This is a genomic window from Amycolatopsis sp. NPDC114478, assembly GCF_055633805.1.
Genome location: NZ_JBVKDO010000015.1, coordinates 124,843 through 150,010, shown reverse-complemented (window position 1 = coordinate 150,010; position 25,168 = coordinate 124,843). Strand labels below are relative to the sequence as shown.

General features: G+C 71.8%; 24 protein-coding genes. 7 read left to right on the top strand and 17 right to left on the bottom strand.

Translation table 11 applies throughout. From position 1 onward, the window contains the following. Positions 1-29: 29 nt before the first annotated feature. The 9 genes from groL to ACZ7OH_RS34685 form a co-directional block, all read right to left on the bottom strand. On the bottom strand, positions 30-1,721 hold the full coding sequence (groL, locus tag ACZ7OH_RS34725) for a chaperonin GroEL (RefSeq protein WP_470284709.1): 1,692 nt from the start codon (positions 1,719-1,721) through the stop codon (positions 30-32). Positions 1,722-1,732: 11 nt separating this feature from the next. Further along, complete coding sequence (locus ACZ7OH_RS34720) at positions 1,733-2,758, bottom strand: NAD(P)-dependent alcohol dehydrogenase (RefSeq protein WP_470284708.1); 1,026 nt, start codon at positions 2,756-2,758, stop codon at positions 1,733-1,735. Beyond that, complete coding sequence (locus ACZ7OH_RS34715; RefSeq protein WP_470284707.1) at positions 2,755-3,453, bottom strand: iron-sulfur cluster assembly protein; 699 nt, start codon at positions 3,451-3,453, stop codon at positions 2,755-2,757. The genes ACZ7OH_RS34720 and ACZ7OH_RS34715 overlap by 4 nt, the downstream gene beginning before the upstream one ends. Continuing rightward, positions 3,450-4,487, bottom strand: coding sequence for an amidohydrolase family protein (locus ACZ7OH_RS34710; RefSeq protein ID WP_400906021.1), 1,038 nt, complete (start codon positions 4,485-4,487; stop codon positions 3,450-3,452). Before ACZ7OH_RS34710 ends, ACZ7OH_RS34715 begins: the two co-directional genes overlap by 4 nt. A 42-nt stretch (positions 4,488-4,529) precedes the next feature. Beyond that, positions 4,530-4,901, bottom strand: a complete 372-nt coding sequence (gene mimD / locus ACZ7OH_RS34705; protein ID WP_400874954.1) for a propane 2-monooxygenase effector subunit MimD — start codon at positions 4,899-4,901, stop codon at positions 4,530-4,532. Further along, positions 4,898-6,067, bottom strand: coding sequence for a ferritin family protein (locus ACZ7OH_RS34700; RefSeq protein ID WP_470284706.1), 1,170 nt, complete (start codon positions 6,065-6,067; stop codon positions 4,898-4,900). Before ACZ7OH_RS34700 ends, mimD begins: the two co-directional genes overlap by 4 nt. Positions 6,068-6,073: 6 nt before the next feature. Beyond that, a complete protein-coding gene (locus ACZ7OH_RS34695) occupies positions 6,074-7,102 on the bottom strand; it encodes an FAD-binding oxidoreductase (protein WP_470284705.1) in 1,029 nt (342 codons plus the stop codon). A 20-nt stretch (positions 7,103-7,122) separates the two neighbouring features. Next, the gene (locus ACZ7OH_RS34690; RefSeq protein WP_400906012.1) at positions 7,123-8,775 is read right to left on the bottom strand and encodes a ferritin family protein; all 1,653 of its coding nucleotides are present in this window, start codon (positions 8,773-8,775) and stop codon (positions 7,123-7,125) included. Between the two features lie 107 nt (positions 8,776-8,882). Continuing rightward, on the bottom strand, positions 8,883-9,131 hold the full coding sequence (locus tag ACZ7OH_RS34685; protein WP_400906009.1) for a hypothetical protein: 249 nt from the start codon (positions 9,129-9,131) through the stop codon (positions 8,883-8,885). Between the two features lie 167 nt (positions 9,132-9,298). Between ACZ7OH_RS34685 and ACZ7OH_RS34680 the strand changes: the two genes are divergently transcribed. Both ACZ7OH_RS34680 and ACZ7OH_RS34675 read left to right on the top strand, forming a co-directional pair. Next, positions 9,299-11,104, top strand: a complete 1,806-nt coding sequence (locus tag ACZ7OH_RS34680) for a sigma-54-dependent Fis family transcriptional regulator (protein WP_470284704.1) — start codon at positions 9,299-9,301, stop codon at positions 11,102-11,104. A 10-nt stretch (positions 11,105-11,114) separates the two neighbouring features. Next, a complete protein-coding gene (locus tag ACZ7OH_RS34675; RefSeq protein ID WP_470284703.1) occupies positions 11,115-11,606 on the top strand; it encodes a GNAT family N-acetyltransferase in 492 nt (163 codons plus the stop codon). A gap of 4 nt (positions 11,607-11,610) precedes the next feature. Here the strand turns inward: ACZ7OH_RS34675 and ACZ7OH_RS34670 are convergent, their stop codons facing one another. Next, a complete protein-coding gene (locus tag ACZ7OH_RS34670; RefSeq protein ID WP_470284702.1) occupies positions 11,611-12,765 on the bottom strand; it encodes an FAD-dependent monooxygenase in 1,155 nt (384 codons plus the stop codon). Positions 12,766-12,858: 93 nt separating this feature from the next. On the opposite strand from ACZ7OH_RS34670, the gene ACZ7OH_RS34665 reads away from it, so the two are divergent. Both ACZ7OH_RS34665 and ACZ7OH_RS34660 read left to right on the top strand, forming a co-directional pair. Further along, positions 12,859-13,434, top strand: coding sequence for a TetR/AcrR family transcriptional regulator (locus ACZ7OH_RS34665; protein ID WP_470284701.1), 576 nt, complete (start codon positions 12,859-12,861; stop codon positions 13,432-13,434). A gap of 25 nt (positions 13,435-13,459) precedes the next feature. Then, entirely contained in the window at positions 13,460-13,894 is a 435-nt protein-coding gene (locus tag ACZ7OH_RS34660) for a DUF5655 domain-containing protein (RefSeq protein WP_470284700.1), read from the top strand. Positions 13,895-13,901: 7 nt separating this feature from the next. Here the strand turns inward: ACZ7OH_RS34660 and ACZ7OH_RS34655 are convergent, their stop codons facing one another. After that, complete coding sequence (locus tag ACZ7OH_RS34655) at positions 13,902-15,167, bottom strand: YncE family protein (protein WP_470284699.1); 1,266 nt, start codon at positions 15,165-15,167, stop codon at positions 13,902-13,904. A gap of 174 nt (positions 15,168-15,341) precedes the next feature. On the opposite strand from ACZ7OH_RS34655, the gene ACZ7OH_RS34650 reads away from it, so the two are divergent. Next, the gene (locus ACZ7OH_RS34650) at positions 15,342-16,466 is read left to right on the top strand and encodes an RsbRD N-terminal domain-containing protein (protein ID WP_470284698.1); all 1,125 of its coding nucleotides are present in this window, start codon (positions 15,342-15,344) and stop codon (positions 16,464-16,466) included. Here the strand turns inward: ACZ7OH_RS34650 and ACZ7OH_RS34645 are convergent. Further along, on the bottom strand, positions 16,450-16,995 hold the full coding sequence (locus ACZ7OH_RS34645; protein ID WP_470284697.1) for a TetR/AcrR family transcriptional regulator: 546 nt from the start codon (positions 16,993-16,995) through the stop codon (positions 16,450-16,452). The genes ACZ7OH_RS34650 and ACZ7OH_RS34645 overlap by 17 nt on opposite strands. A gap of 102 nt (positions 16,996-17,097) precedes the next feature. Here ACZ7OH_RS34645 and ACZ7OH_RS34640 point away from each other — a divergent pair, with 102 nt between their 5' ends. Then, positions 17,098-17,982, top strand: a complete 885-nt coding sequence (locus tag ACZ7OH_RS34640) for an NmrA family NAD(P)-binding protein (protein ID WP_470284696.1) — start codon at positions 17,098-17,100, stop codon at positions 17,980-17,982. On the opposite strand, the gene ACZ7OH_RS34635 is transcribed toward ACZ7OH_RS34640, so the two are convergent. The 4 genes from ACZ7OH_RS34635 to ACZ7OH_RS34620 all read right to left on the bottom strand — a co-directional run bounded on the left by ACZ7OH_RS34635 (position 17,979) and on the right by ACZ7OH_RS34620 (position 23,689). Beyond that, positions 17,979-18,188 (bottom strand): hypervirulence associated TUDOR domain-containing protein, encoded by a 210-nt coding sequence (locus tag ACZ7OH_RS34635; RefSeq protein WP_400905986.1) that lies wholly within the window; start codon positions 18,186-18,188, stop codon positions 17,979-17,981. The two genes, ACZ7OH_RS34640 and ACZ7OH_RS34635, sit on opposite strands and share 4 nt — an antisense overlap. Positions 18,189-18,288: 100 nt before the next feature. Next, positions 18,289-19,488, bottom strand: a complete 1,200-nt coding sequence (locus ACZ7OH_RS34630) for an FAD-dependent monooxygenase (protein WP_470284695.1) — start codon at positions 19,486-19,488, stop codon at positions 18,289-18,291. 31 nt (positions 19,489-19,519) lie between these two features. Next, positions 19,520-22,516, bottom strand: a complete 2,997-nt coding sequence (locus ACZ7OH_RS34625) for an ATP-binding protein (protein WP_470284694.1) — start codon at positions 22,514-22,516, stop codon at positions 19,520-19,522. A gap of 57 nt (positions 22,517-22,573) precedes the next feature. Next, a complete protein-coding gene (locus ACZ7OH_RS34620) occupies positions 22,574-23,689 on the bottom strand; it encodes an epoxide hydrolase family protein (RefSeq protein WP_470284693.1) in 1,116 nt (371 codons plus the stop codon). A 62-nt stretch (positions 23,690-23,751) separates the two neighbouring features. On the opposite strand from ACZ7OH_RS34620, the gene ACZ7OH_RS34615 reads away from it, so the two are divergent. Beyond that, positions 23,752-24,720, top strand: coding sequence for a helix-turn-helix transcriptional regulator (locus ACZ7OH_RS34615; RefSeq protein WP_470284692.1), 969 nt, complete (start codon positions 23,752-23,754; stop codon positions 24,718-24,720). On the opposite strand, the gene ACZ7OH_RS34610 is transcribed toward ACZ7OH_RS34615, so the two are convergent. After that, positions 24,689-25,168, bottom strand: a complete 480-nt coding sequence (locus tag ACZ7OH_RS34610) for an SRPBCC family protein (protein ID WP_470284691.1) — start codon at positions 25,166-25,168, stop codon at positions 24,689-24,691. The genes ACZ7OH_RS34615 and ACZ7OH_RS34610 overlap by 32 nt on opposite strands.

The following is a 25,168-nucleotide window of genomic DNA, read 5'->3' as shown; positions in this document are numbered from 1 at the left end:
TCCGTTCCCCGTGGGCCGCGGACGAGGGCTCAGCCCACGGAGGGGCCCATCCCGAGGGACTGCGGCGTGCTCGCGTCGGGCGAAGGCTGGTGCAGCCCTTCGTCCAGTGGCCCGAACTCCGTCATCAGCGCCGCGCTGCCGCCCCAGGGGGTCTGCTCCTCGGCGATCAGCGAGTTCGTCGTCAGCAGCAGGCCCGCCACCGACGCGCCGTTCTGCACCGCCGACCGGCACACCCGCAGCGGGTCGACCACGCCCATCGCCACCATGTCGCCGTAGCGGTCGTGCAGGGCGTCGAAGCCCTCGTCGTCGCCCAGCTCCCGGGTCCGCGCGACGATCTCGTGCGCCGGGTGGCCCGCGTTGTGCGCGATGAGGAACGCCGGTTCGGCCAGCGCCCGCCGGACGATCTCCACACCGATCGCCTGGTCGCCTTCCAGGCCCAGGCCCTCGAGGGCCTTTTCGGAGTGCAGCAGCGCCGCTCCCCCGCCCGCCACGATCCCTTCGGCCATCGCCGCCCGGGTCGCCGACAACGCGTCCTCGACCCGGTGCTGCAGCTCCTTCAGCTCGGCCGGCGTCGCCGCGCCGACCCGCACCACGGCGACCTTGCCGGTCAGCGCGCCGATCCGCTCGGTCAGGACGTCCTCGTCGACGCCGAACTGCGCGCGCTCCAGCTCCGCGCGCAGCTGGCCGACCCGGAACTCGACGGCGTCGGACGAGCCCGCGCCGCCGACGATCGTGGTGCGGTTCTCGGTGACCCGGACCTGCTTGGCCCGGCCGAGGTGCTCCAGCGTCATCGTCTCCATCGTGAACCCGGACTGCCGCGAGAGCACCGCGCCGCCGACGATGGCCGCGAGGTCCTCCAGCTTGTGCAGCCGCCGGTCGCCGAAGCCGGGCGCGCGGACCGCGACCGACTGGAACGTGCCGTTCATGTGGTTGTGCACCAGCATGGACAGCGCCGTGCCCTCGACCGTCTCGCCGATCACCACGAGCGGCCGCGGCGCGCGCATCACCTTGTCCAGCAACGGCATCAGCTGCTGCACCTTGGTGATCTTCTCCGCGCACATCAGGATGTACGGGTCGTCGAGCACCGCTTCCAGCCGGCCCGGGTCGGTGACCAGGTACGGCGAGAGGTAGCCGTTGTCGAACTCGAACCCTTCGACGAACTCGACGCTCATCCCGATCGACGGCGACTCCTCGACCGTCACCACCCCGCCGTCGCCGACGGTGTGCAGCGCCTTGGCGATGACCGCGCCGACCGTGTCGTCGTCGTTGGCCGAGATCGCCGCTACCCGCGCGTAGTCCTGTTCGGACACCACCGGGTGCGCCTGCTTCTCCAGGTGCGCCACCAGCAGCCCGACGGCGTGGTCGATACCGCGCTTGACGAGCACCGGGTTGCCGCCGCCCGCGATCGCGCGCATGCCCTCGTGCACGATGGCTTGGGCGAGCACGGTGGCCGTGGTGGTGCCGTCGCCGACGACGTCGTTCGTCTTGATCGCCGCTTCCTTGACCAGCTGCGCGCCCATGTTCTCGAACTGGTTCTTCAGGTGGATCTCGCGCGCGATGGTGACGCCGTCGTTGGTGACCACCGGCGAGCCGGTGATCTTTTCGATGATCACGTTGCGGCCCTTGGGCCCCAGCGTGGACTTGACCGCTTCGGCCAGCTTGTCGACACCCGCCAGCAGCAGGTCGCGGGCGTCCGAGCCGAACCGCAGTTCCTTCGCCATGTTCGGAGCTCCTAGGGGGTGAGGATGGCCCGACCGCGCACGCGACCGGCATCGAGGTCGGCCAGTGCGTCGAGAGCCGCGTCCAGCGGGTACTTCTTCGTGTGGAGCGTGACCTTCCCGGCCTGGGCCAGCACCATCAGCTCGGCCAGTTCGTTGTAGGTGCCCACGAGGTTGCCGATGACGTTGCGCTCGGTGGAGATGATGTCGATCGTCGGGATCTCGATGTTCGAGCCGTAGCCGATGACGAAGTGCGACCCGGCGCGGCGGGTCATCGCGAAGGCGTCCTGCTGGGCGCCCTGCTCGGCGACGAAGTCGAGCACGACCTCCGCGCCGTCGCCGCCGGTCAGGTCGAGCACGGCGTCGACCTGCTTGCCGTCGGCGAGCACGGTCTCGTCGGCGCCCAGGGTGGCCGCCAGCTCCAGGGCGTCGGCGTTGCGGTCGACCACGATCACGCGGGTCGCGGTCAGCGCCTTCAGCGACTGGATGCCGATGTGCCCGAGGCCGCCGGCGCCGTTGACGACGCAGGTGGTGCCCGGGTACAGGTGCGGGACGGCCTTGCGCACCGCGTGGTAGGCGGTGATGCCCGCGTCGGCCAGCGCGGCGACGTCTTCCGGTTGGGTCGCCGGGTCGAGCTTGATGCACGCCCGCGCCGACGTCAGCAGGTACTCGGCCATCCCGCCGTCGGAGTCGATGCCCGGGAAGCTCCCGTTGGGACAGTGCATGTCGTCGCCCGCGCGGCAGGCGTGGCACAGCCCGCACGTCGGCGTCGGGTGCAGGATGACCGTGTCGCCGACCTCGACGTTCGTCACCGCCGGGCCGACCTCGTGCACCCAGCCGGCGTTCTCGTGGCCGATCGTGTACGGCAGCGTGACGCCGGACTTCTCGGCCCACTGCTCTTCGATGATGTGCAGGTCGGTGCGGCACACGCCGGCGCCGCCGATCTTGACCACGACGTCGAAGGGCCCGGTGGCGCGCGGCTCCGGCACTTCTTCGATGACCGGTTGCTGGTGGTACTTCTGCAGCCGCACGGCCTTCATCCCGTGCCCTCCTCATCCGGTGTCAGCGCGTACCGCGCGCGCAGCATGCCGCGGCACACGCCGGAGTTGGCCTCCATGCTGGTGCGGGTCAGCCGGGCGAAGGCCAGGTGGCGCTTCGCGTCGGCCGGGGCCACCGCCTGCCCGGTGGCCGGGTCGAGCAGCAGCGGGTCGCCGTCCTCGGCGGGCAGGCCGAGTTCGCGGCGGCGGGCCCGCAGCCGGTCGAGGTCCGGGCTCGGCGGGACGTCGCCGAGCGTCAGCTCCCGCGGGTCGCGACCGTCCAGGGACCGGCAGACGCGGTCGGTGCCGGCCAGGACGGCCTTGCGGACGAAGTCGTACCGCAGCGTGTCGAGCTCGTCGGCGGCCTCGCCCTCGAACGACGCGACGAACCCCTGCCGGGCCGCCACCCCGCGGTTGATGACGTCGGAGGCGAAGTGGTCGTCGAGCCGGATGTCGAGCCCGGTCAGGCCCGGCACGCCGGCGACGGCGTCGTAGGCGTCGGCCACCATCAGGAACGCGAAGTTGGGCGCGCAGAAGTACGTCGGCAGCCGCAGCCGGACGACGGCGTGGCCGTCGTCGCCCACCTCGCAGCGGGCGACGAACCCCAGGTCGGTGAGGGGTTCGTCCAGCTCGGGATCGCGGACGGTGCCCAGCGCCGCCCACACGGCGGCGCGGGCACCGAGCACCAGGGTGGTCATGAGTTCGGCACGCCGACGGGTTCGACCGACTTCGGCTCCGCGAGCTTCAGCTCCGCCGGCACGTCGATGTCGTAGAGCCGCGCGGCGTTGAGCCCGAGGATCTTCTTCTTCTGGTCGACGGTCAGCGGCGCGAAGTCCGACAGCTCGTCGTCACCCGGCATGTTCCAGTCGACGAAGCCCTCGACCTGCCACTTGGGTTCCCAGATGGCGTAGTCCGCGCCGAAGATCAGCTTGTCCTCGCCGAGCCAGAACATCAGCTCGCCCATGACCTTCGCGAAGAACTTCGGCCGGGCGTGCATCAGCCCGCCGACCACGACGGCCAGCCCCGCGTAGACGTTCCGCTCCTGGGTGGCCATGAAGCAGAAGTCCTCGATGCGCGGCAGGCCGACGTGCTCGACGATGAAGTTGAGGCCCTGGAAGTTCGTCGCCACGTGGTCCACATCGGACACGTCGAAGGCGTCCTTGTCGAGGGGCCAGATCGTCGGTCCCTTGTGGATGTGGATGTTCTTGACGCCGAGCTCCTCGCACTTCTCCAGGTAGCGCGCGGCTTCCGGGTCCTTGAGGCTCCAGCCGCGCGAGTCCCCGCGCCACTCGGCGGTGTACAGCTTGACGCCCTTGCAGCCGTACCGCTTGACGCGCTCTTCGAAGGCCTTCATGCCCTCGTCGCCTTCACGCGGGTCGAAGGTCGTGTTGACGAGGAACTTGCCGGGGTGCTTCGCGGCGAGCGCCGCGTCGGCCTCGGTCGTGTTGAACCCGTTCTTGTACCACTGCCGCAGGTTGGTCGGCTGGAAGATGGCCGTGTCGACGTGCCCGACCTCGAACAGGTCGTGCATCATCAGTTCCTCGGAGTACTTCTGGAACCGGTCGATCGGCCAGTGCGTCTCCTTCGGGCCGAGCCCCTGGTAGGCGTGGAAGCACTCGATCCAGCCCTTGGCGTATTCCTCCTGGCCCTTCACCCAGTTGTCCGGGCTCGCGTCCCAGAAGTGGGTGTGGGCGTCCACCACGAAATACTTTTCGCCGTCTTTTTCGTACATCGGTGATCCTTCCTGAGCGGATCGAGTGCTTCCGTGCCGGAGTTACTTGAGCGGCTTGAGGTCGAAGTCGAGGTACTCGGCCGCGTCCTCGGGGTTGGCGAACATGATCGTGCGGTCGTCTTCGTGGATCATCCGCCCGTAGTGGGTGGACATGCTCTCCTCGAACTCCGCCGCGTTGAACCAGCCCTCCTCTTCGCCGGCGGCCTCGTCGACCTCGGCGTAGACGACGTCCATGCGGCCCACCGCGTCGACCCGGATCATCGACGGCAGCGGCGTGATGGTGACGTTGTCCTTGGTCCCCATGACCTCCGCGATGATCGCGCCGACCTGGTTGTTCATCAGGGTGAACCCGCACATGTTGGACGCGGTGTTGTTGACCTTGTACGGGCTTTCCGCGGTTTTGAAGACAGTCACTGGCCCAGCTCCTCGGGTGCCTTGAGGCCCAATTCGGACAGGATTCCGGCGAACCGGCTCTTCACGCGGTCGAGGCCGTCCTCGAACCGGATCGGCTTGGCGTCGGGCTGCGACCACAGCGGCTGCAGCGCCCGGGCGGCGGCGATGCTCTTCGGCACCCAGTCCTCGAGCCACTTCTGCAGCAGCGCGCGGTTGTGGTCGGCGAACTCCTTGTCGTTGATCAGCAGGTCGAACAACGGCTTGGTGTAGCGGAGGTCGCGTTCGGAGAAGTCGAACTCCTCGGCGCCGATCAGCGTCGGGGTGACGAAGTCGCCGTTCGCCGGCGCGGCCTGCTGCACCAGGTTGCTGCGGAACAGTTCGCCGACGAGGGGTTCGAAGACGATGTTGGCGGCGAAGATCGCCTCGCCCCAGTCCCAGATCCCGGTCAGCTGCTCGGCGGTCTCCCGCACGCCCTGCCAGGCCGGGTCCTCGTTCCAGGTGCTCAGGTGCGCGGTGCCGTCGAAGCCCTCGATCTCCTCGGTGAGCGTCAGGTTGTACAGCGCCAGGTCCTGGGCCGCGCGGATCCGGTGCATGCTGTTCACCGCGATCGCGTTGTTGTGCATGTTCGTCGGGGCGCGGCGGTTGGCGTTGGCGAACAGGTAGAGGCCGAGGCCGTGGTCGACGTGCATCCACGCGCCGACGTGCTTGGCGACGAAGTCCACCCAGTTCCGGTTCCACTGCTCGAACGCCTTGGCCTGGCGCGCGGCGTCGACGTTCTGGTTGAGCTGGCGCACGACGTTCGCGTTGTACCGGTAGAGGGTGAGCTCCCACTCCTCGTTGGGGTCGCGGAACTCGTGCCAGCCGTGGGCCGGCCAGTCGTAGCCCTTGCCGCCGGAGCCGGGGCTGCGTTCGGGCACCGGGCGGTCCGAGCCCCACGCCTTCAGCGCCGTCCACTCCAGCGGGTACCCGGCCTTGCCGTCGGCGAAGGCGTAGAGCCAGCCCTGGGACAGGTAGTGCCGCGGGTCGGGCTGGACCTCGACGGTGACGTCCTCGTAGTGGCTCTGCTTGCGCTTGGCCGGGGTGAAGTAGTTGTACTGGCGGGCATTGGAGTCCGGGAAGACCTTCGCGCCCGCTTCGGCGTCGGTGAACGCCGGCTTCGGCACGCTGCGTTCGGAGGTGGCTGTCATGGGTTTTTACCCTTCGCCCGTGGTGGTGAACTTGTCGTAGAAGACGCGCTTGTCGGCGACGCCGAGCGCGGGCAGCAGTTCCAGCGCGGCCTCGACCATCGGCGGCGGGCCGCAGACGTAGGCGTCGGCACCGGTCAGGTCGAGGCCGGCCCGGCGCAGGACGTCGGTGATCAGGCCGGTCTCGCCGTCCCAGGCGTCGTCGCCGGGTTCGGAAAGCGCTGGGACGTAACGGAAGTTCGGCAGCTTCTCTTCGAGCTCCCGCAGTTCGGCGTGGAAGCAGAGGTCGGCCTCGCGGCGGGCGCCGTAGTAGTAGGTCGCCTTCCGGTCGATGCCGCGCTCGGCCATGGACCGCAGCAGCGACAGGATCGGCGCCATCCCGGCCCCGCCGCCGACGAAGACCAGCTCCGCGCCCGGGTTGTCCCGGAGGGTGAACACCCCGAACGGGCCGGTCACCCGGAGTCGGTCGCCGACCGCGACTTCGGTGTCGAGGAACCGGGAGAACAGCCCGTCGGGGTAGACCTTGATGACGAACTCCAGCAGCCCGTCGCGCGCCGAGGTGTTGGCCATCGAGAACGACCGTGTCTCCTCGGTGCCCGGGATCGCGAAGTCCAGGTACTGCCCGGGGAAGAACTTCAGTTCCGCGTCGAGGCGCACCACCAGGTGCCGGAGGTCGTGCGTGACGTTCTCGTTCGAGACGACCTCGGCGGTCGCCTCCTGGATCGGCAGCCCGGACTGGATCATCTCCTCGTCGTAGTTGAGCAGCTCGATCGTGAGGTCCTCGTAGGCGTGGGCCCGGCACAGCAGCGTGAAGCCTTCCTCCTTCTCGTAGTCGGGGAGCGCGAAGGTCGAGTACCGGTCGTGTTCGACGTCGTCGCCGTCGAGGATGAACGACTTGCACGCCGCGCACTGCCCTTCCTTGCAGCCGTGCATGAGCATGACGCCCTGCTCGGCCGCGGCGCGCAGGATCGTGGTGTCCTCGGCGACGTCGATCTCGATCCCGACCGGCTCGAACCGGACGCGGTGCTTTTCCGCCATGCCGGGCCCTTCCCGTCTCGTCAGGCCTGCTGCGGCGCCGGCCGCCCGGCCGGGCCCTGGCGGTTGTAGTCGGCCACGAACGCGGCGCGCTGCTCGTCGGTCATCTGGTTCAGCAGCACGTTCGGCGACTGCACCTCGGGCATCCGGCGCAGGTGGTCGAGCGTCCACATCTTCTTCGGGTCGAGGTTCAGGTGCGGCTGCGCGACCATGGTCTTGCCGTCGTCGCGCACGAAGCCCATGTCGGAGACGACGTCGGCCCAGTTCCAGCCGTGGTAGAGCGTCTCCCACTCGCGGGCGCCGACCAGCTGGCCCATGTTCGGGGTGTTGCGGCCCTGGTAGGTGGGCCGGAACGCCTCGGCGTCGGTCCAGCGGCACGTCTCCGAGCAGTACGTGCGGTGCTGGCCGTCGACCTCGTCGACCACCATGTCCTCGCGGATGAGGCACGGGACCATGCAGGTCCAGCAGCGGTGCGGGTACACGTAGTCGACGTCTTCGGCGACGATCGGGTGGTGCCCGTTCGGCGTCGCGAGGCGGGCGTAGTTCTCCCACCACTTGCCGTACTTGTCGTACCAGCCCGGGTACTTGTACTCGAACCACTCGAAGTCTTCGTCGGTCATCGGGTCGATGCGCCAGTAGTTGGCGAGCCACCCGGTGGCGAAGAACTGCGCGACCTCGTGGACGTAGCCCTTGTTCCAGATCCGGTTCCAGGCTTCCTCGATGAGGTCGTGCGGGATGACGAGCCCGTACTTCTCCAGCGGGACGAGGTAGCTGCGGTAGTAGTCGTCGTAGATCCAGCGGCGCCACATCTCCGCGTAGCTCTCGCGGTCCTTGCGGCGGTCCTTGGTGCCGTACTCGATGAACGTGCCGATCGCGGCGTCGACGACGGCGTGGTTGTTCCACCACGCGTACCGCAGGTCGCGTTCGAGCAGCTGGTGGTTGCTCTCGTCCGACAACGCCATCAGCAGCGTCGCGTAGCCGTTGCTGATGTGGCGGGACTCGTCGGACTGCACCGAGTGGAACACCGTGGGCAGCAGGTAGTCGCCGTTCGCGGCGGCCTCGGCCGGCATGGCGACGAACAGCGTGTTCGTGAACGCCGTCTCGGCGACGATCGTGAGGTAGATGCTCGCTGCGGTGATGGCGTCCCCGGTGATGAAGCCCTCGGCGAACTGGCGGCCGATCGTGCCGCAGTAGTCGTTCTGGAAGTTGCGCAGGCTCGAGTTGAAGCCCGCCGGGTCGATGTAGTTCTGCATGTAGAGGCGCTTGAGGTTCTGCTGGATCGTCGAGTGGCGGACCTCGTCGATCATCTGGATCGCCTGGCCGTTGTGCAGCTCCGGGTTCGGGACCGTGCGGAACAGCAGCGGCATCGCCCGCGCCGCGGAGATCTCGGGCAGCGGGATGATCGACAGGAACAGCTTCTGCCACTCCAGCCAGCGTTCCTGCACCTGGCGGAACATGTTGCCGCGGATCGCGCCGTCCTCGGCGCCGTAGACCCGGTGGTCCTTCTCCTCCTGCATCGGGAAGTACGAGCGGAGGACCTGCTTCAACGGGTCCTTCTTCTTGGCCTTCTGGAACGTGTAGTCGGTCCCGTAGTGCGAAACCGGGGTGTGGTACGCCGGCTCCCACGACAGTTCCTGGATCTTCTGGTGGGCTTTCGCCACACTCTGGCGACTCATGGATCAACTCCTTATCGGTCGCTCGCCGTCGGGGCGGACGTCCTGCGTTGACCATTGAAGGGGCGCGGCCGGGTGATGCGGGTCTCAATCTGAGACAGAACCGCTGCTCAGGGCGTTTCGTCCCCGTCGAGCATCCGCGCGCGCAGCTCGGCCAGCTCGCTGTGGACGCCCGTGCGCACGCGCGCGTCCCCTTCGACCGTCGGGGTGATCCCGAGCGCGCGCAGCAGCGCCGCCGCCGGGTCACCGGGGTGGCCGTCCCCGCCGAACGTCGGGTGCAGCCCCTGTTCGGCCAGATGCGTGAAAACCAGGTTGACGATCGTCCACGGGTTGTACGTCTCCGCGGCATCGGCGGCCATGGGCACTCCTCCTGGTCAGCAGTGGGTCGTGCCTCCATCGGACCGCCGGGGGCGCGGCCCGGGCGTCTCAATTTGAGACACCGCGCGCCGCGCGCCGGATCTAGGCTGAACGGGCGGCACAACGGGTGTGCCCGCACCCACGTGGGCCGCGGGAAGCTGGAGGTCACGTGGACGAGATGGCGCCCGGAACCCTGCTCGCCGACGACGAGCTCGCCCGCACCCGGGTGCGTTTCCTGACAGCCGAACCGGTGCCGCCGGGCACGGTCCGGCAGACGATCCTGGCCTCCTGGCGGCGTTCGCGGGAGTTCCGGGTGGAGGCCGACCGGATCGACCCGCGCTACTTCGGCGACCAGAACCTGGACATCCCGCTCATGCGCGGCGCCGAGCCCGTGCTGGACAAGCTGGGCGAGCAGTTCGACGGGCAGCCGATCAGCCTGATCCTCACCGACGCCAGTGGCGTAGTGCTCACCCAGCGCACCGGCGACGCCGACCTGAAGCGGCACCTCGAACGCGTCGAGCTGGTACCCGGGTTCAGCTACGGCGAGAAGTCCGTCGGGACCAACGGCATCGGCACCGCGCTCGAGGACGGCCGCGCGACCACCGTGTTCGGGCACGAGCACTACGCCGAGCACCTGGAGAACCTGGCCTGCGCGGGCGTGCCGATCCACCACCCGATCTCCGGCAAGAAGATCGGCGCCGTCGACCTCACCTGCTGGTACAAGGACGCCGGCGGCCTGCTGATCGCGCTGGCGCGGTCGACGGCCGAGCAGATCCGGCAGGCGCTGCTGCGCCACAGCGACCTGCGGGAGATGATCCTCTTCCAGGCCTACCTGCAGACCTGCCGCCGGTGGACGGGCATCGTGCTGGCGTTCAACGAGGACATCGTGATGATGAACGACCGGGCGCGGCAGCTGCTCGACCCGGCCGACCAGTCGGTGCTGCTGAGCCACGGCACCGCTGCGCTCACCGACGGGCGCCGGACGTCGGCGACGCTCGCGCTGTCCAGCGGCCTGCGCGTCCGCGTGTTCTGCCGCCGCGTCCCGGGGCAGCGGGAGACCGACACCGCGGGCGGCGTGCTGTCGGTGAAGCTGATCGAGGCCGAAGAGACCTTGGCGGTGCCGTCGACGCCCATGCTGCCGATGTACCTGCCGGGCGTGGTCGGATCGGCGCCGCTGTGGCTGCGCTGCGGGCACGAGCTCGACACGGGCCACCAGCGCGGCGAGTGGGTCGCGCTGGAAGGCGAGGCCGGCACCGGCAAGCTGATCCTGGCGAAGGGCCTGCACCAGCGCCACCACCCGGCGGCGCGGCTGCTGACCCTGGACGCGGCCGCGGCGACCGGCACGGACTGGGCGGCCGCCCTGCTGCACGAGCACGCCGAAGCCCCGATCCGCACCCTGGTGATCCGCCACGCCGACCGGCTGACGGCGCCGGCGGCGAACGCGCTCGCCACGGCGTTGCGGGAGCTGCGCGAGCGGCCCGACGCGCCGTGGGTGGTCCTCACGCTCGTGCCGGAGGCCGAGACGAAACCAGCGCTGGCCGAGCTGCTGAAGTCGTTCCCGCGGACCGTGCGGGTGCCGCCGCTGCGCCACCACGTCGAGGACCTGGCGGAGCTGGTCCCGCTGGTGCTGAGCAAGCTCGGCTACGGCGGGCGCCTGACGTGTTCGGCCGCGGCGCTGCACCTGCTGATGCGGGCGGAGTGGCCGGGCAACACCGGGCAGCTCTACCAGGTGCTGCGGGCGGTGGCCCAGCGCCGCCGGGCGGGCACCATCCGCCCGGGCGACCTCCCGGCGGAGTTCCACACCGTCGGGCGGCGGCCGCTGAACCGGTTCGAGTCGATCGAGCGCGACGCGATCGTGAAGTGCCTCGAAGACGCGGACGGCAACAAGGTCCGGGCGGCGAAGCTGCTGGGCATCTCCCGGGCGACGATCTACCGCAAGATCCACGAGTACGGGATCGTGCCGCCGACCCGCTAGGTTGGCCGGCGTGACCTGGCCACCCGATCCGGTTCCCACCGAGCGGCTCGTGCTGCGCGAGTCCGAAGCCCGCGACCGCGCGGCCTACGTCGAGCTGTTCGCCTCGCCCGAGGTGGGCACGTACATCGGCGGCTCCCGGCCGCGGGCGGAGGTCGAGAGCGCGGTGCCCGAGCTGCCGGGGCGGCGGTTCGGGTCGTTCGTGGTGGACCTCGACGGGGCGATGATCGGCATGGTCACCCTCGACCGGAGTGCGGACGGGGAGACCGAGATCGGCTACCTGTTCCTGCCGTCGGCGTGGGGTCAGGGGTACGCGACCGAGGCGTGCGCTGCGGCGCTGGGCTGGTTCGCTTCCGCGCGGCCCGGCGAGCCGGTGGCGCTGCGCACCCAGACCGCCAACGTCGCCTCGATGCGGCTCGCGGCGAAGCTGGGGTTCATCGAGGTGAAGCGGTACGAGGACTTCGGCGCCGAGCAGTGGCTCGGCCGGTGGTCCCCGGCGCGCTGAATCGTCACCGCGCTGCGAGTTCGGCCAGCTGGTAAGCCAGCTTCGCGCGCACCGGCGGCAACGAGAACGCCGCCTTCATGATCGTGTTGCGCAGCAGCCGCGCCGGGCGGGGGCGCAGCGTCGCCATCCGGGTCATCCGGTCGGTGAACGCCACCACCTCCGTCGCCACCGGGCGGCGGGTCTCCTCGTACGTGTCGAGCGGTGCGTCCGGCTCGCCCGCGGCCACCCGGACCAGCAGCCGGCCGAGCGCGACCGCGTCCTGGATGCCGGTGTTCATGCCCTGCCCGCCGGCCGGGCTGTGGACGTGGGCCGCGTCGCCCGCGACGAACACCCGCCCCGCGCGGTAGTGGTCCGCCACCCGGTGGTGGACGCGGAACCGGGAGCTCCACACCACTTCGGTGACCCGCGACCGCGCGCCCTCCGGGCCGCGTGCGTCCACAATGGACTGGATGTCCGCGAGCCCGGGGGGCTCAGGCGCCTCGGCGACCGTCGCGACCACCCGGTAGTGATCTTCGCCGTCGGGCAGCGGGGCCACCACCGTCACGCCCTCCGGGGACAAGTGGAGGCTGACCTCCTCGCGGTCGAGCGGCCAGCTCATCCGGACGTCGGCCAGCATGAACGACTCGGCGTACGTGGCGCCGGTGAACCCGATGCCCGCCTGCTCGCGCACGGTGCTGTGCACGCCGTCGGCGCCGACCACGTACTTCGCGCGCACGGTGCCGCCGGTCGTCGTGACCGTGACGCCCGTGTCGTCGCCGCTGAGCGACGTGACCTCGTACGGGCGGTGGACATCGCCGCCCGCCTCGCGCAGCCGCGCCAGCAGCACGGCCTCGGTCCGGTCCTGCGGCACCATCAGCGTGTACGGGTAGGCCGTCGGGAGCCCGCCGAAGGGCACCTTGGCCAGCACGGTGGCGCCGTCGCGGACGGTGAACGTCGGGACGACGACGCCCAGCTCCTCCAGCCGGCCGGTGACGCCGAGCTCGGCGAGGACCTCCAGGGTCCGGGCGTGCACCACGCAGGCCCGGGAGGTGTTCGCGCCCTCGGCCTGGCGGTCGAGCAGCAGGAAGTCGACGCCGGCGTCGGCGAGGACGATCGCGGTGGCGAGGCCGGCGGGGCCGGCGCCGGCGATCAGGACATCGGTGCGGGCGGGCAGGGTCATGACGGCTCCTCCGGGTTTGCCAACAACTGTTGGCATCGACGGTAGGCGGGCCCGCCGTGGCTTGTCAACAAGTGTTGGCCTACACTTGTTGACATGAGCGAGCCACCGCGGCGATCCGACGCCACCCGGGCGGCCATCCTCGACGCCGCGCGCCGCCGGTTCGCCGCCGACGGCTTCCGCCGCGCGACGATCCGCTCGATCGCCGCCGACGCGGACATCGACCCCTCGATGGTGATGCGCTACTACGGCAGCAAGGACGGCCTGTTCGCCGCGGCCGTGGACGTCGAGCTCGACCTGCCGGACCTGGCCGCGGCGGACCCGGGCACCGTCGGCGCCCTGCTGACGCGGCAGTTCCTCGCGCTGTGGGAGCGGCCGCCGACCGACGAGATCCTGCTGACGCTGCTGCGCACGGCGGTCGCCGACGACGCGGTGGTCGAGAAGATGCGCGAGGTGTTCGCCGGCCAGGTCACCCCCGCCGTCCTGCGGTTCGGCGAGCCGGCCGACGCCGCCCGGCGCGCCGGGCTGGTGGTGAGCCAGCTGCTCGGGCTGGCGCTGACGCGGTACGTGCTGCGCCTGCCGCCGGTGGTCGCGCTGACCCCGGCGGAGGTCGTCGAGGAGGTCGGCCCGACGATCCAGCGCTACCTCGCGGGGGTCACTTCGGCGGATTGACCGCCGCGCTCGGCCCGGCGCCCCCGTGAGTGCCATCCTGGACGGCATGCCGACCCGCTGGACGTGCCCGCGCTGCGACCGCGAGTTCGCGCGCGCCGGCCAAGGGCACACCTGCGTCCCGGGGTGCACGGTCGAGGAGACGTTCGCCGGGCGGGACCCGGAGTTCCGCGCGATCTACGACGCCGTCCTCGGCCACCTGCGGACGCTCGGCGACGTCCACGAGGACGCCGTCAAGGTCGGGGTGTTCCTCAAGCGGGACCGGAAGCTGGCCGAGCTCCGGCCCCGCTCGCGGGACGTCCTGGTCTACCTGTTCCTGCCGCGGCCCGTCGAGACGGCCCGGATCGCCCCGGCGCGGTGGGCGTCGGGGCCCCGGGTCGGACACCAGCTGAAGCTGCGCGAAGTGTCCGATGTGGACGACGAAGTCCGCGGCTGGTTCACGATGGCGTACGACTTCTCCTGACGGGAGTTCAGGCGGCCGGGCCGGTCCAGCCGTCGGGGACGTGGCCGATGCGGACGCGCTGCGGGTGGTCGCCCACCGGCACCGAGACCAGCTTCTGCCCTGTCGCGAAGTCGATCGCCGTGACCCGGTCCGCGCCGGCCTCGGAGATGACGCACGCGCTGCCGTCGCCGCTCACCGTGGCCCAGTACGGCTTCACCGCGGGCACCAGCGTGCCCTGCTCCAGGGTCGCGCGGTCGACGACCGTGGCGTAGTCGTCCATCGTCCCGGCGACGCAGAGCTTGGTGCCCGCCGGGTTCATCGACAGGCCGTGGTGGCGGGAGTCGTTGACGAACGTGGTGCGGTCGTCGCTCGTGGCCGGGTTCTTCGGCAGCTCCTTGACCCGGGTGATCTTGTCGGCCGCGACGTCGTACTCCAGGAAGCCGTTGAAGAACGACACCTGGAAGTACAGTTTGGACTCGTCGGGGGTGAACGCGACCGGCCGCACGGCGTTGGAGAGGTCGTGGCGCCCGAAGGCGTCGAGCCGCGAGCGCATGTCGATCACCTTGACCTGCTGGAAGGTCGTGGCGTCGACGATCGTGATGTGCCGGTCCCCCTTGGTGAAGTCCCAGCCCGGGTCGTCGAGGTTCGTGTCGACGTTGCCGATCGACATGTTCCACAGGTACCGGCCGCCGGCGGTGAAGACGTTCTCGTGCGGCTTGTCGCCGGTGGCGAACGAGCCGACCTGCTGCCCGGTCACGATGTCCAGCACGTGCACGGTGTTCGACGTCGAGGCCGAGACGGCGACGCGGCGGCCGTCCGGCGAGACCGCCATGTGGTCGGCGCGGAACCCGGAAACCGGGAAGCGCCAGTTGATCCGGCCGGTGCTCAGGCTGATCGAGACGACGTCGGCGAAGCTGGGCCGCGACGCCACCACCGACGTCCCGTCCGGCGTCGTGTACATGTCGTCGACGAACTGGTCGTGCCCCTCCCCCGGCCCGTTGCGGATGCCGAGGAAGAACGCCAGCTTGATCGGGTTCAGGTAGATCTCGCGGAGCCGGTCGTCCTTGTCGGGGATGATGTTGACGCGCCCGATCTTCGCGAAGGAGCCGCTCGAGGCGATGACGTCGGCCGTCCCGTCCCAGTTGTTGCCGACGAACATCACCTCCCGCAGCGCCGCGGGCGCGCCGGTCGCGGGCACCGCCGCGCCGGTCGCCAGCAGGGCGACGGCGGAGGTCAGGTACGCCAGGCGCGAGAGGTAGGACCGCCGGCGGCGGGTTCTCGGGGAAGTGCGCACGACAAGACACCTTTCGACGCTGAACAGGTGCGGCGGTGGTTTTTGCGCCGGACAGGGGTTACTGTCCGGTATTGCCACGATAACCGGGCACCGGAGCCCGTCCGGTAGGGTCGCGCGCCCAACGTCGCCGGTGCCGGGTTGTGGCGGTGCCACAACGGTTTCGGGAGGTGCCCGGTGACGCCGCTGCTCCGCCGGATCCTCGACGACCTGGCCGCGGACGAGGCCGTGCTGGACGAGCTGGTCAAGGTGGCGCGCAGCGAGTCGCCCGAGGTCGCGCGGCTGCCGGAGGCCGAGAACCGGCGCCACATCCAGGTACTGCTCTCGGCCGCGCTGCGGGCGACGGCGAGCCCGGACGGCCCCGCGCGAGAGGACTACACCACTGCCGAGGCGCTGGGCGCCGACCGCGCGGCGCAGGGTGTCCCGCTCACCGCGCTGCTGCGCGGGGTCCAGGCCGGCCGCACGCACGCGGCCCGCGTCGCCGTCGAGCGCGCCCGGGCGGCGGGCGTGCCGGACGAGCTCATCCTCGAAACGGTCCTCGACGCGGACCGCTACACCGGGGCGCTGGAGCACCACATCGTCAAGGGCTACCACGCGGCCGAGCTCCAGCTGTCCCGCACGGTGCGCGACGCGCGCACGCAGCTGCTGCGGACGTTGCTGCACTCGGGCCACCCGCCCGCGCCCGAAGAGCTCCGGCGGGCGGGGCTGCATCCCGACGTGCGGTACTTCTGCGTGGTCTCGGACGTCAGCGACCCGGCCCAGGCGCGGACGCTGGAGCAGGCACTGCTGGAGTTCGGCGGGGTGTACGGCCTGGTCGAGGGCAGGCTGACCGGCTTGGCGGCGCGGTCACCGGCCGGAGTGGCGCTCGCGGACGGTGTTCTGCTGGTGGTGTCGCCCCCGGCGGCGTTGCCGGAGCTGCGGGAGGTCCACCGGCTCTGCACGGCGGCGGCGCGCATCGCCGGCCGCGGCTACCACGACTTGACGGCGCTGGCGGGCGAAATCGCGGTGACGGCCCAGCCGTTGCTGGCGGGCCTGCTGACGACGGCGTTGCTCGGCGCGCTGGATCCGGCGAACCCGTTCCACCGCGAGCTGGCGGCGACGGCCCTCGCGTACCTGGACCACGGCCAGCGCCTGCGCCCGACGGCGGAGGCCTTGCACCTGCACCCGAACACGGTCCGGTACCGGCTGGACCGGCTGACGGAGCTGACCCCGTTGCCGCTGACGGAAAACGCGGGCGGCCGGGTGCTGGACGCGGTGCGGTCCTGGTGGGCGCTGCACCATTGGCTCACCGCGGCGGGCTGATGCCCCGCACCGCCAGCTCCAGCAACCGCTGCGCCTCGGCCGCCGGGTCGCGGTGGTGCCCGGTCGCCAGCACTATCCCCGTCACCACCGCGATCAGGTCCGCCGCCGTCACGTCCGGCCCGACCGCGCCCGCGCCGGCCGCACGGCGGACCAGCGGCTCGGCCGCCTCCGTCATCGTCGCCGAGCACGCGTGGGCCATCGACTCCTCGTCGCGGACGAGCGCCGTCGCCAGCCCCCGGGCCGACGCCGAGTAGGTCGTCAACGCGCGCAACCACTCCAGCAGTGCCTCGCGGGCGTCCGCGGCCTCCCCCAGCGACCGGGCCCGCTCGGCCAGCGCGTCCACCTGCCGCCGGAACACCGCCTCCAGCAGCGCCGGCCGGGTCGGGAAGTGCCGGCGGACCGTCGCCGAGCCGACGCCCGCCGTCCGGGCGATCTGCTCCAGCGACGCGTCGGCACCGCGCGCCGCGACCTCCTCCTCGGCGACGGCGAGGATGCGCGCGTAGTTGCGGCGGGCGTCGGACCGCGGCACGGACCACCTCCGGAACAGGAAGTGGCGGGGGCCGCCACTTAGTGGCTAGTGTAGCGACCACGAAGTGGCGGGCCCCGCCACTTATCGTCCCGAGGAGTCCCCATGTCCCCCGTCCTGGTCACCGGCGCCACCGGCAAGCAAGGCGGCGCCACCGCCCGCGCGCTCCTGAAGGCCGGCGTCCCCGTCCGCGCGCTCGTGCGGAACCCGGAGAAGGCGCGGGCCCTGCGCGCATCGGGCGCCGAAGTAGTGCAGGGCGACCTCCACGACCCCGCCTCCCTCGCCCCGGCTGTGAAGGGCGTGCGCGGGGTGTTCTCGATCCAGATGCCCGACATGACGAACCTCGACGGCGACTCCGAGTGGGTCCAAGGCCGCAACCTCGTCGACGCGGCCCGCGAAGCCGGCGTGCCGCAGTTCGTGCACACCTCCGTGTCCGGCGCCGGGCAGCACCGGTCCGTGCCCGGCTGGGCCGAGGGACGCTGGGCGTCGATGGAGCACTACCTGGAGACCAAGACGGCGATCCAGGACCACGTCCGCGACGCCGGTTTCCCGCATTGGACCTTGCTCAAGCCCGGCTTCTTCATGGAGAACTTCCTGCCGCCGTCGTTCCTGCTGCCCCACGGCCGGCTCGTCACGACCGTCAAGCCCGCGACCGAGCTGGCCCTGGTCGCGGTGGACGACATCGGCGCCGCGGCGGCCGCGGCGTTCGCGGACCCGGCGCGCTTCGACGGGGTCGAACTCGAGCTCGCGAGCGAGCGGATGACCATGACACGGGTCGCCGAGGTCCTCTCGCACGCGCTCGCAGTCGAACTGACCGCGCCGGACATGACCGCCGAGGAGGCGATCGCGGCCGGAGCGCCCGCCTACGCAGTGCGGCACGAGTGGCAGAACGAAGTCGGCCACCCCGCGCGTCCCGAATTCGCCCGCGCGCTCGGCATCCCGCTGACGACGTTCGCGGCGTGGGCGGAAACGCACCTGGCGAAGAGCTAGGCCTTGTGCAGCTTGTCCGGGTGGTGCACCGCGGTCTTCCCGGACTTCTCGCTCTTCACGAGGTACTGCGGCTCCTCCGGCGACGCCTTGACGTCCCGCTTGCCCGCGTGGGTGTCCTCGGTGATCTTCTCCTCGACCGTCCCGGCGGAGCTCTGGTTGCCCGCGTCCCAGCGGACGCGGTCGCCCTTCTTGAAGTCCTTGCTCACGAGAACCACCTCCTGAGGCGCGGATACCCGTGATCGGAGCGGGTATGCGTCCCGAATGGACGACGGCCGGCGGCCCCGCCCCCGTGCGCGAGGTCGCCGGTCACGGGAACTCCTTCAGCACCAAGGCGTTCGCCGCTTCGCGGATGGGGCGGGCCATCTGCTCCAGGACGCGGTTGCGGCCCGGGAGGTACGGCATCAGCTTGATCATCCGGGTGTTGAACCAGGCGAACGCGCGCGACTGCGGGATGATCCCGCGCAACGCCGTCTTCGCCAGGGCCTGGTTCTTCTCGATGTAGGGCCGCATCTCGCTCTCGTACCGGGCGAGCGCCACCCCGAAATCGGGGGCGGTGGCCAGCTCGCCCGCCAGGACGTACGCGCCCGCGAGCGCCAGGCTCGTTCCCTGCCCCGACGCCGGCGAGGGGCAGTACCCCGCGTCGCCGAGCAGGGTCACGCGGCCGGCCGACAGGTGGTCCATGACGATCTGGCACACCGGGTCGAAGTAGAAGTCGCCCGCTTCGCGCATCGCGTCGAGCAACGCGGCGGTTTCCCAGCCCAGGCCGGCGAACTGGTCGGCGACCAGGTCCTTCTGGCCGTCGACGTCGCGGCGGTCGTAGGTCAGCGGCGGGGCGCTGAACCAGAACGCCGCCTTCGCGTCGGCAGCGCGGGCGGTGCTGTAGACGTTCACCATCTTGCCCGCGGCCGCCGAGTGCAGCAGCTCCCAGCGGTCCAGCTCGAAGGTGTTGGGCACCGTCGAGATCGAGAGGTAGGCGTCGAACCGGCGCAGGAAGTCCTCCTCCGGGCCGAACGCCAGCGCGCGGACGCCGGAGTGCAGGCCGTCGGCACCGACGACCAGGTCGAACCGGCGCGGCGCCCCGTGGGCGAACGTCACGTGGACGCCGTCCGCGCGCTCGTCCAGGCCGGTGATCCAGTCGCCGAAGACGTACTCGGTGGTCTCGCGAGTGGCGTCGTAGAGGATCTTCGCCAGGTCACCGCGCAGGATCTCGGTGTCGTCGCCGTGGCGGAAGCCGAACGTGTCGGCGTCCAGCGTCGCGACCTCCTTGCCGCGCTTGTTCACGAACGCCGCGCCGCGCATGTCGGTGCTCGCCGCGCGCACCTCGTCCAGGAGGCCCATCCGGCGGACGACGTCGACCGCGACGCCGCGGATGTCGACCTTGTAGCCGCCGTCGCGCAGGCTCGGCGCGCGCTCGACGACGGTGGGGCGGAAGCCGTGGTGGTGCAGCCACCAGGCGAGGGCGGGGCCGGCGACACTGGCGCCGGAGATCAGGATCGTCTTCGTCATGCCCCGGACTGTGGGCGCGGCCGCTGACCGCTCACGAACCGAGCGCGAACCGCCGCTGACCGAACTCGCTCAACGCCTGCTCGGGCGGCATTTCGCGGCCGCGCTCGAAGGCCTTGCCGTACGCCTCGGCGCCGATGCGCGAGCGCACCCGGTCGGTCACGCCCGCCACGTCCGGGTCGCCGGTGACGGGCGCGCCGCGCAACCCGACCGCGACGCCGAGCAGGAACGCCGCCCGCTCGTCCTCCTCCCGCGCGGCGAGGACGCCGGCCAGGCCTTCGATCGCCTGGGCCGCGCCCGGCAGGTTCGCGTGCTCCAGGGCGGTGGCCAGCGCCTCCTGGTGCAGTTCGGTCGCCTCGTCGAGCCGGCCCTCGGCGGCGGCCGTCCAGCCGAAGCCCGTGTGAAGCCGGATCCGCGTCTCGCCGCCGGTGACCGGCCCCGCGGCGAGGCCGACGGCCGCGGTGTACCAGCGCCGCGCCTCGGCCAGGTCGCCCGCGCGCCGTGCGATCTCGCCGAGGCCGCCGCGGGCCCGCGCGAGCGTCACCGGCGTGCCGGCCGCGCGGGCCTGCTCGGCGGCGGCTTCGTAGTCGGCGCGGGCGGTTTCGGCGTCGCCGGCCCGGAGGACGCCGTCGGCGCGGCGGCAGAGCAGGTCGGCGGCGTCCTCGAACGAACCCAGCTCGCCGGCCAGCCGGACGGACTCGTCCATCAGCTCCCGGAACCGCGCATGGTCGCCGCGCCAGTCCGCGAACTCGGCGAGCTTCTCCAGCGCGCTCGCCGCACCCCAGCGGTCGCCGAGGGCGCGGAACCCGTGCAGCGCCGCGGAAAAGTGCGTCTCGGCTTCCGCGATCCGGCCGCGGTACTGGGCGCCGAGGCCGTCACCGATGCGCGTGAACGCGCGCGACCACGGGTCGTCGCCGACCAGCGCGGCCAGCCGCTCGCCGTCCTGCACCTTGGTGTGCGGGGAAAACGCCCACAGCAGGAAGAGGTACGGGTGGCGCAGCGGCCCGTCGAGCTCCCGCAGGATCGGCTCCGGCTCGACGTCGGTGCGCGACGCGTGGATCAGGCAGACCACGTACTCCTCGGCCAGCCCGGGCGGTGGCTCGGCGCCGAACGCGGCGACGACGGCGTCCGCGAACGGCGTCGCCTCGCCGCGGCGGCCGCGCAGCCACCAGTACCAGGTGAGGGCGGCGATCAGCCGGACCGCGGTCTCCGGGTCTTCGGCGGTGCTCCAGCGCAGCGCCGCGGTGAGGTCCGCGTGCTCGGCGGTCAAGGCGTCCAGGGTCTTCAGCTGCTCGGCGCCGCGCAGCTTCGGTTCCGCGGCGCGGGCCAGGTCGAGGAAGTACTTCGCGTGCTCCGCGTGCCGGTCGTCGCCGTGCTCGGCGCAGAACGCCCGGATCGTCTCCAGCATCCGGTAGCGGCCGCCGTCGAACTCGACGAAGGACTTCTCGACCAGGCCGGTGAGCACGACGTCGGCGTCGGGTTCGGCGCAGACGCGTTCGGCCGCGTCGAGCCGCGCGCCGCCGGCGAACACCGCGAACCGGCCCGCGAGCCGCCGCTCGTCCGGTTCGAGGAGGTCCCAGCTCCATTCGACGACGCCGCGCAGCGTCCGGTGCCGCGGCTCGGCGGTGCGGTCGCCGCGCGAGAGCAACCGGAAGCGGTCGCCGAGCCGGGCGGCGACGTCGGCGGCGGACAGCGACCGCAGGCGCGCGGCCGCGAGCTCGATCGCCAGCGGGAGGCCGTCGAGGGCGGCGCAGATCCGCGTCACCGCGGCCCGGTCGGGCTCCTCGCCGGACGCGACGGCCGCGGCCCGGTCGGCGAACAGCCTCGCGGCGGCCTCGGCGGGGAGGGCCCCGACGGGCACCAGCGTCTCGCCGGTCAGGCCGAGCGGTTCGCGGCTGGTGGCGAGCACGCGCAGGCCGGGGCACCCGGCGAGCAGCCGCCGAACGAGCCGCGCGGCCGCGGCGACGACGTGTTCGCAGTTGTCGAGGACGAGCAGCAGCGGCCGGTCGGCGAGGGCGGTGGCCAGGCGGTCGGCCGGGTCCTCGGCCGCGCCCAGGGCGAGCACGCCCTGTTCGCGCAGGCCCAAAGCGGTCAGCACGGCCCGGGGCACGTCGGTGGTCGTCGCCAGCTCGACGAAGCAGGCGTCGCCGGTCGCGGCTTCGATGGCGAGGCGGGTCTTGCCCGCGCCGCCGGGTCCGGTGAGCGTGACGAGCCGGGCAGCGCCGAGAGGTTTCTTCAGCTGCCCGAGTTCGGTCCGGGCGACGAACCCGGTGAGCGGCACCGGAACGCGCCGGGCCGGGACCGGGCCGGCGGCCCGCAGGACGGCGGCGTGCGCGTCCGCCAGCTCCGGCGACGGGTCGGCGCCCAGCTCGTCGGCGAGCCGCTCCCGCGTCTCGGCGAAGACGGTGAGGGCCTCGGCCGAGCGGCCGCTGCCGTGCAGGGCGCGCACGAGCTGGGCGGTGAGCCGTTCGCGCAGCGGGTGTTCCCGGGCCAGCTCCCGGAGTTCGGCGACGACCTCTTCGTGGCGGCCGAGGACCAGGTCGGCTTCGACGCGGTCCTCGGTCGCGGCCAGGCGCAGTTCGGCCAGCCGGGCCGCGCGGGGCGGGTCGGCGAGACCGTCGAGCGCCGGCCCCCGCCACAGCGCGAGCGCCTCGGAGAGCAGTTCGCGTTTCCCGGCCGGATCGGGCGTTTCCCGCGCTTGGGCGGTGAGCCGTTCGAAGCGGTGGAGGTCGACGTCCCAGGGGTCGACGGCCAGCCGGTACCCGGCCGGGCTGAACTCGACGAGCCCGTCGGGCGCACCGCCGTCCCGAAGCCGGCGCCGCAGCCGCGAGACCTGGGACTGGAGCGCTTCGGCGGCACCCTCGGGCGGGTGGTCGCCGTGCAGGCCGTCGATCAGCCGCTCGGCACTGACGACACGTCCGGCGTCGAGCGCGAGGAGCGCGAGCAACCCGCGAAGCTGCGGACCACCGAGGGTGACGACGGTCCCATCGGGACGGCGGGCTTCGACCGGCCCGAGGATCGCGAACTGCACGCGCTGATTCTGGCCCACCGCGGGGGTCCGGCGGTCAGCTTTCGGTGAACCGGGCGTTCACGGCCGCAGGCCGCGGAAGAACGCGCGGATGTCGTTCACCAGGAGTTCCGGTTCCTCCATCGCCGCGAAGTGGCCACCTTCGGCGAACTCCGACCAATGCGCGATCTTCTCGTCCGGGTCCATGATCCGGCGCACCACGGGCGAGCTGTCGAACACCGCCCAGCCGGCCGGCACGTCCGACGGTGCCAGCCAGCCGTGGCCGGAATGCGCGGCCTCGTACAGGAAGCGGGCGGCCGTCGCGCCGCTGCGCGTGAACCAGTACAGGCTCACGTTCGTCAGCAGCCGGTCGCGGTCGACGCCGGCGCCGGTCCACGCCTGGAACTTCTCCGCGATCCACGCCAGCTGCCCGACCGGGGAGTCGGTGAGCGCGGCCGCGATCGTCTCCGGCTTGTGCGACTGGAGGTCGAGGTAGCCCCGGCCGGCCCGCCACGCCGTGCGGGCGGCGTCCAATTCGGACTGTTCGGCCTCGGACAGGTTGTCCGGCAACGGAAGTTGCTCGCCGGCCAGCGCGATCGTGCCGCGGTCGCTGTTGACGTGGGTGCCGACCACGCGGTCCGGGTACAGCGCCGCGAGCCGTCCGGTGACGCCGGCGCCGATGTCGCCGCCCTGCGCGGCGAAGCGGTCGTAGCCCAGGCGCGTCATCAGCTCGGCGAACGCGTCCGTCGTCCGGGCGAGCTCCCAGCCCGGGCCGCTCAGCGGCGTCGAGAACCCGAAGCCGGGCAGCGACGGCACGACGACGTGGAACGCGTCCGCGCCCGGCTCGGTCAGCGGCCCGATGACGTCGAGGAACTCGGCGAAGGAGCTGGGATAGCCGTGGGTGAGCAGCAGCGGCAACGCGTCGGCCCGCGGCGACCGGACGTGCAGGTAGTGGATGACCTGGCCGTCGATCTCGGTCGTGAACTGCGGGAAGGCGTTGATCGCGGCCTCCTGCGCGCGCCAGTCGAAGCCGTCGCGCCAGTACTCGGCCAGTTCGCGCACGGCGTCGGTGGGGATGCCGCGCGACCAGTCCGGCTCGTCGCCGGGCACGGGGTCGGCGAACCGGGCCTCGGCGAGGCGGCGGTGCAGGTCGTCCAGGTCGGGCTGCGGGATCTCGATGCGGAAGGGGTTCGTCATGACCAGGACGCTAGGAGCCATTGCGGAAGACTTCCTTCCGCGATTCGTGCCATCCTCGAAGAATGTTGCAGACCTCCGCCCGCCTGTTGCGGCTGCTGTCGCTGCTCGAGACGCGGCGTGACTGGACCGGCGCCGACCTCGCCGAGCGGCTGGGCGTCAGCGCGCGGACCGTCCGCAGCGACATCGGGAAGCTGCGCGACCTCGGCTACCCGGTCGAAGCCGCCCCCGGCGTCCAGGGCGGCTACCGGCTCGGCGCGGGCGCGCAGCTGCCGCCGCTGCTGCTGGACGACGACGAAGCGGTGGCCGTCGCGGTCGGGCTGCGGACGGCCACCGGTGTCGCCGGGATCGCCGAGACGTCGGTGCGCGCGCTGGCGAAGCTGGAGCAGGTGCTGCCTTCGCGGCTGCGGCACCGGGTCCACGCGCTGCAGGCCGCGACGGTCGCGGTGCCGGGCGACGGGCCGGCCGTCGACGCGGACGTGCTGACGGCGATCGCGGCAGCGATCCGGGCCGGCGAGCGGCTGCGGTTCGACTACATGAGCCACACCCGCGCGGCGAGCCGCCGCGACGTCGAGCCGCACCGGCTGGTCAGCTGGGGCCGGCGCTGGTACCTCGTCGCGTGGGACACCGCGCGGGACGGCTGGCGCACGTTCCGCGTCGACCGGATGACGCCGAAGGTGCCGAACGGGCCGCGCTTCGCCCCGCGCGAGCCGCCCGAGGGCGACGTCGCGCAGTTCGTCCAGCGCAGCGTCGGCGCGGCGACCTGGCGGTTCCACGCGAAGGTCCGCCTGCACGCCGCCGAGGCGTACGTCCGGGCCCGGCTCCCGCTCGCGGTCGAGGTGACGCCCGAGGGGCCGGAGCGCTGCGTCGCGGAGGTGGGCTCCGACAACGCGCAGATGCTCGGGCTGTACCTCGGGCTCCTCGAGGTCGACTTCGAGGTGCTCGACGCGCCGGACCTGGCGGCCGAGCTGGCGAAGACGGGCGAACGGTTCCTGCGCGCGGCTAGCGCAGGGAGTCCGCCAGCTCCTGGATGATCGCCATCTGCTCCTTGACGCCGACCTCCATGCCGGACTGCAGGATCGTGTCGCGCAGTTCCTTGCTGCCGGTCACGGTCAGCAGCTCGAGCCGCGTGCGGTCCCCGTCCAGCGCCGTGAAGGTGACGGTGTTGAGCGGGCCGTCCACGGAGTCGAGGTCCACGCCGGGCATCTCGAAGACCTCGGTGTAGACGATCCGCTCGTCCGGCACGATTTCGCGGTACTCGCCGTGGAAGCCGACCTCCGCGCCGGCGTTGGACTTGATGACGTACCGCCAGCGGCCGCCGGGGCGCAGGTCCAGCTCGACTTCGGTGGTGGTGCCGCGGTGCCCGCTCCACCAGCGCCGCACCAGCTCCGGCGTGGTCCACACGCGGTAGACGAGGTGCTTGGGCGCGTCGAATTCGCGCGTGATGAGGATCTGGTCGTCGGCGGGGGTGGTGATCTCCAC

Excerpts from the sequence above, each read along its gene's own strand:
- groL (WP_470284709.1), bottom strand. The coding sequence starts at position 1,721 with ATGGCGAAGGAACTGCGGTTCGGCTCGGACGCCCGCGACCTGCTGCTG.
- ACZ7OH_RS34720 (WP_470284708.1), bottom strand. The coding sequence starts at position 2,758 with ATGAAGGCCGTGCGGCTGCAGAAGTACCACCAGCAACCGGTCATCGAA.
- ACZ7OH_RS34715 (WP_470284707.1), bottom strand. The coding sequence starts at position 3,453 with ATGACCACCCTGGTGCTCGGTGCCCGCGCCGCCGTGTGGGCGGCGCTG.
- ACZ7OH_RS34710 (WP_400906021.1), bottom strand. The coding sequence starts at position 4,487 with ATGTACGAAAAAGACGGCGAAAAGTATTTCGTGGTGGACGCCCACACC.
- ACZ7OH_RS34700 (WP_470284706.1), bottom strand. The coding sequence starts at position 6,067 with ATGACAGCCACCTCCGAACGCAGCGTGCCGAAGCCGGCGTTCACCGAC.
- ACZ7OH_RS34695 (WP_470284705.1), bottom strand. The coding sequence starts at position 7,102 with ATGGCGGAAAAGCACCGCGTCCGGTTCGAGCCGGTCGGGATCGAGATC.
- ACZ7OH_RS34690 (WP_400906012.1), bottom strand. The coding sequence starts at position 8,775 with ATGAGTCGCCAGAGTGTGGCGAAAGCCCACCAGAAGATCCAGGAACTG.
- ACZ7OH_RS34685 (WP_400906009.1), bottom strand. The coding sequence starts at position 9,131 with ATGGCCGCCGATGCCGCGGAGACGTACAACCCGTGGACGATCGTCAAC.
- ACZ7OH_RS34670 (WP_470284702.1), bottom strand. The coding sequence starts at position 12,765 with ATGACCCTGCCCGCCCGCACCGATGTCCTGATCGCCGGCGCCGGCCCC.
- ACZ7OH_RS34665 (WP_470284701.1), top strand. The coding sequence starts at position 12,859 with ATGAGCGAGCCACCGCGGCGATCCGACGCCACCCGGGCGGCCATCCTC.
- ACZ7OH_RS34640 (WP_470284696.1), top strand. The coding sequence starts at position 17,098 with ATGTCCCCCGTCCTGGTCACCGGCGCCACCGGCAAGCAAGGCGGCGCC.
- ACZ7OH_RS34630 (WP_470284695.1), bottom strand. The coding sequence starts at position 19,488 with ATGACGAAGACGATCCTGATCTCCGGCGCCAGTGTCGCCGGCCCCGCC.
- ACZ7OH_RS34620 (WP_470284693.1), bottom strand. The coding sequence starts at position 23,689 with ATGACGAACCCCTTCCGCATCGAGATCCCGCAGCCCGACCTGGACGAC.
- ACZ7OH_RS34615 (WP_470284692.1), top strand. The coding sequence starts at position 23,752 with ATGTTGCAGACCTCCGCCCGCCTGTTGCGGCTGCTGTCGCTGCTCGAG.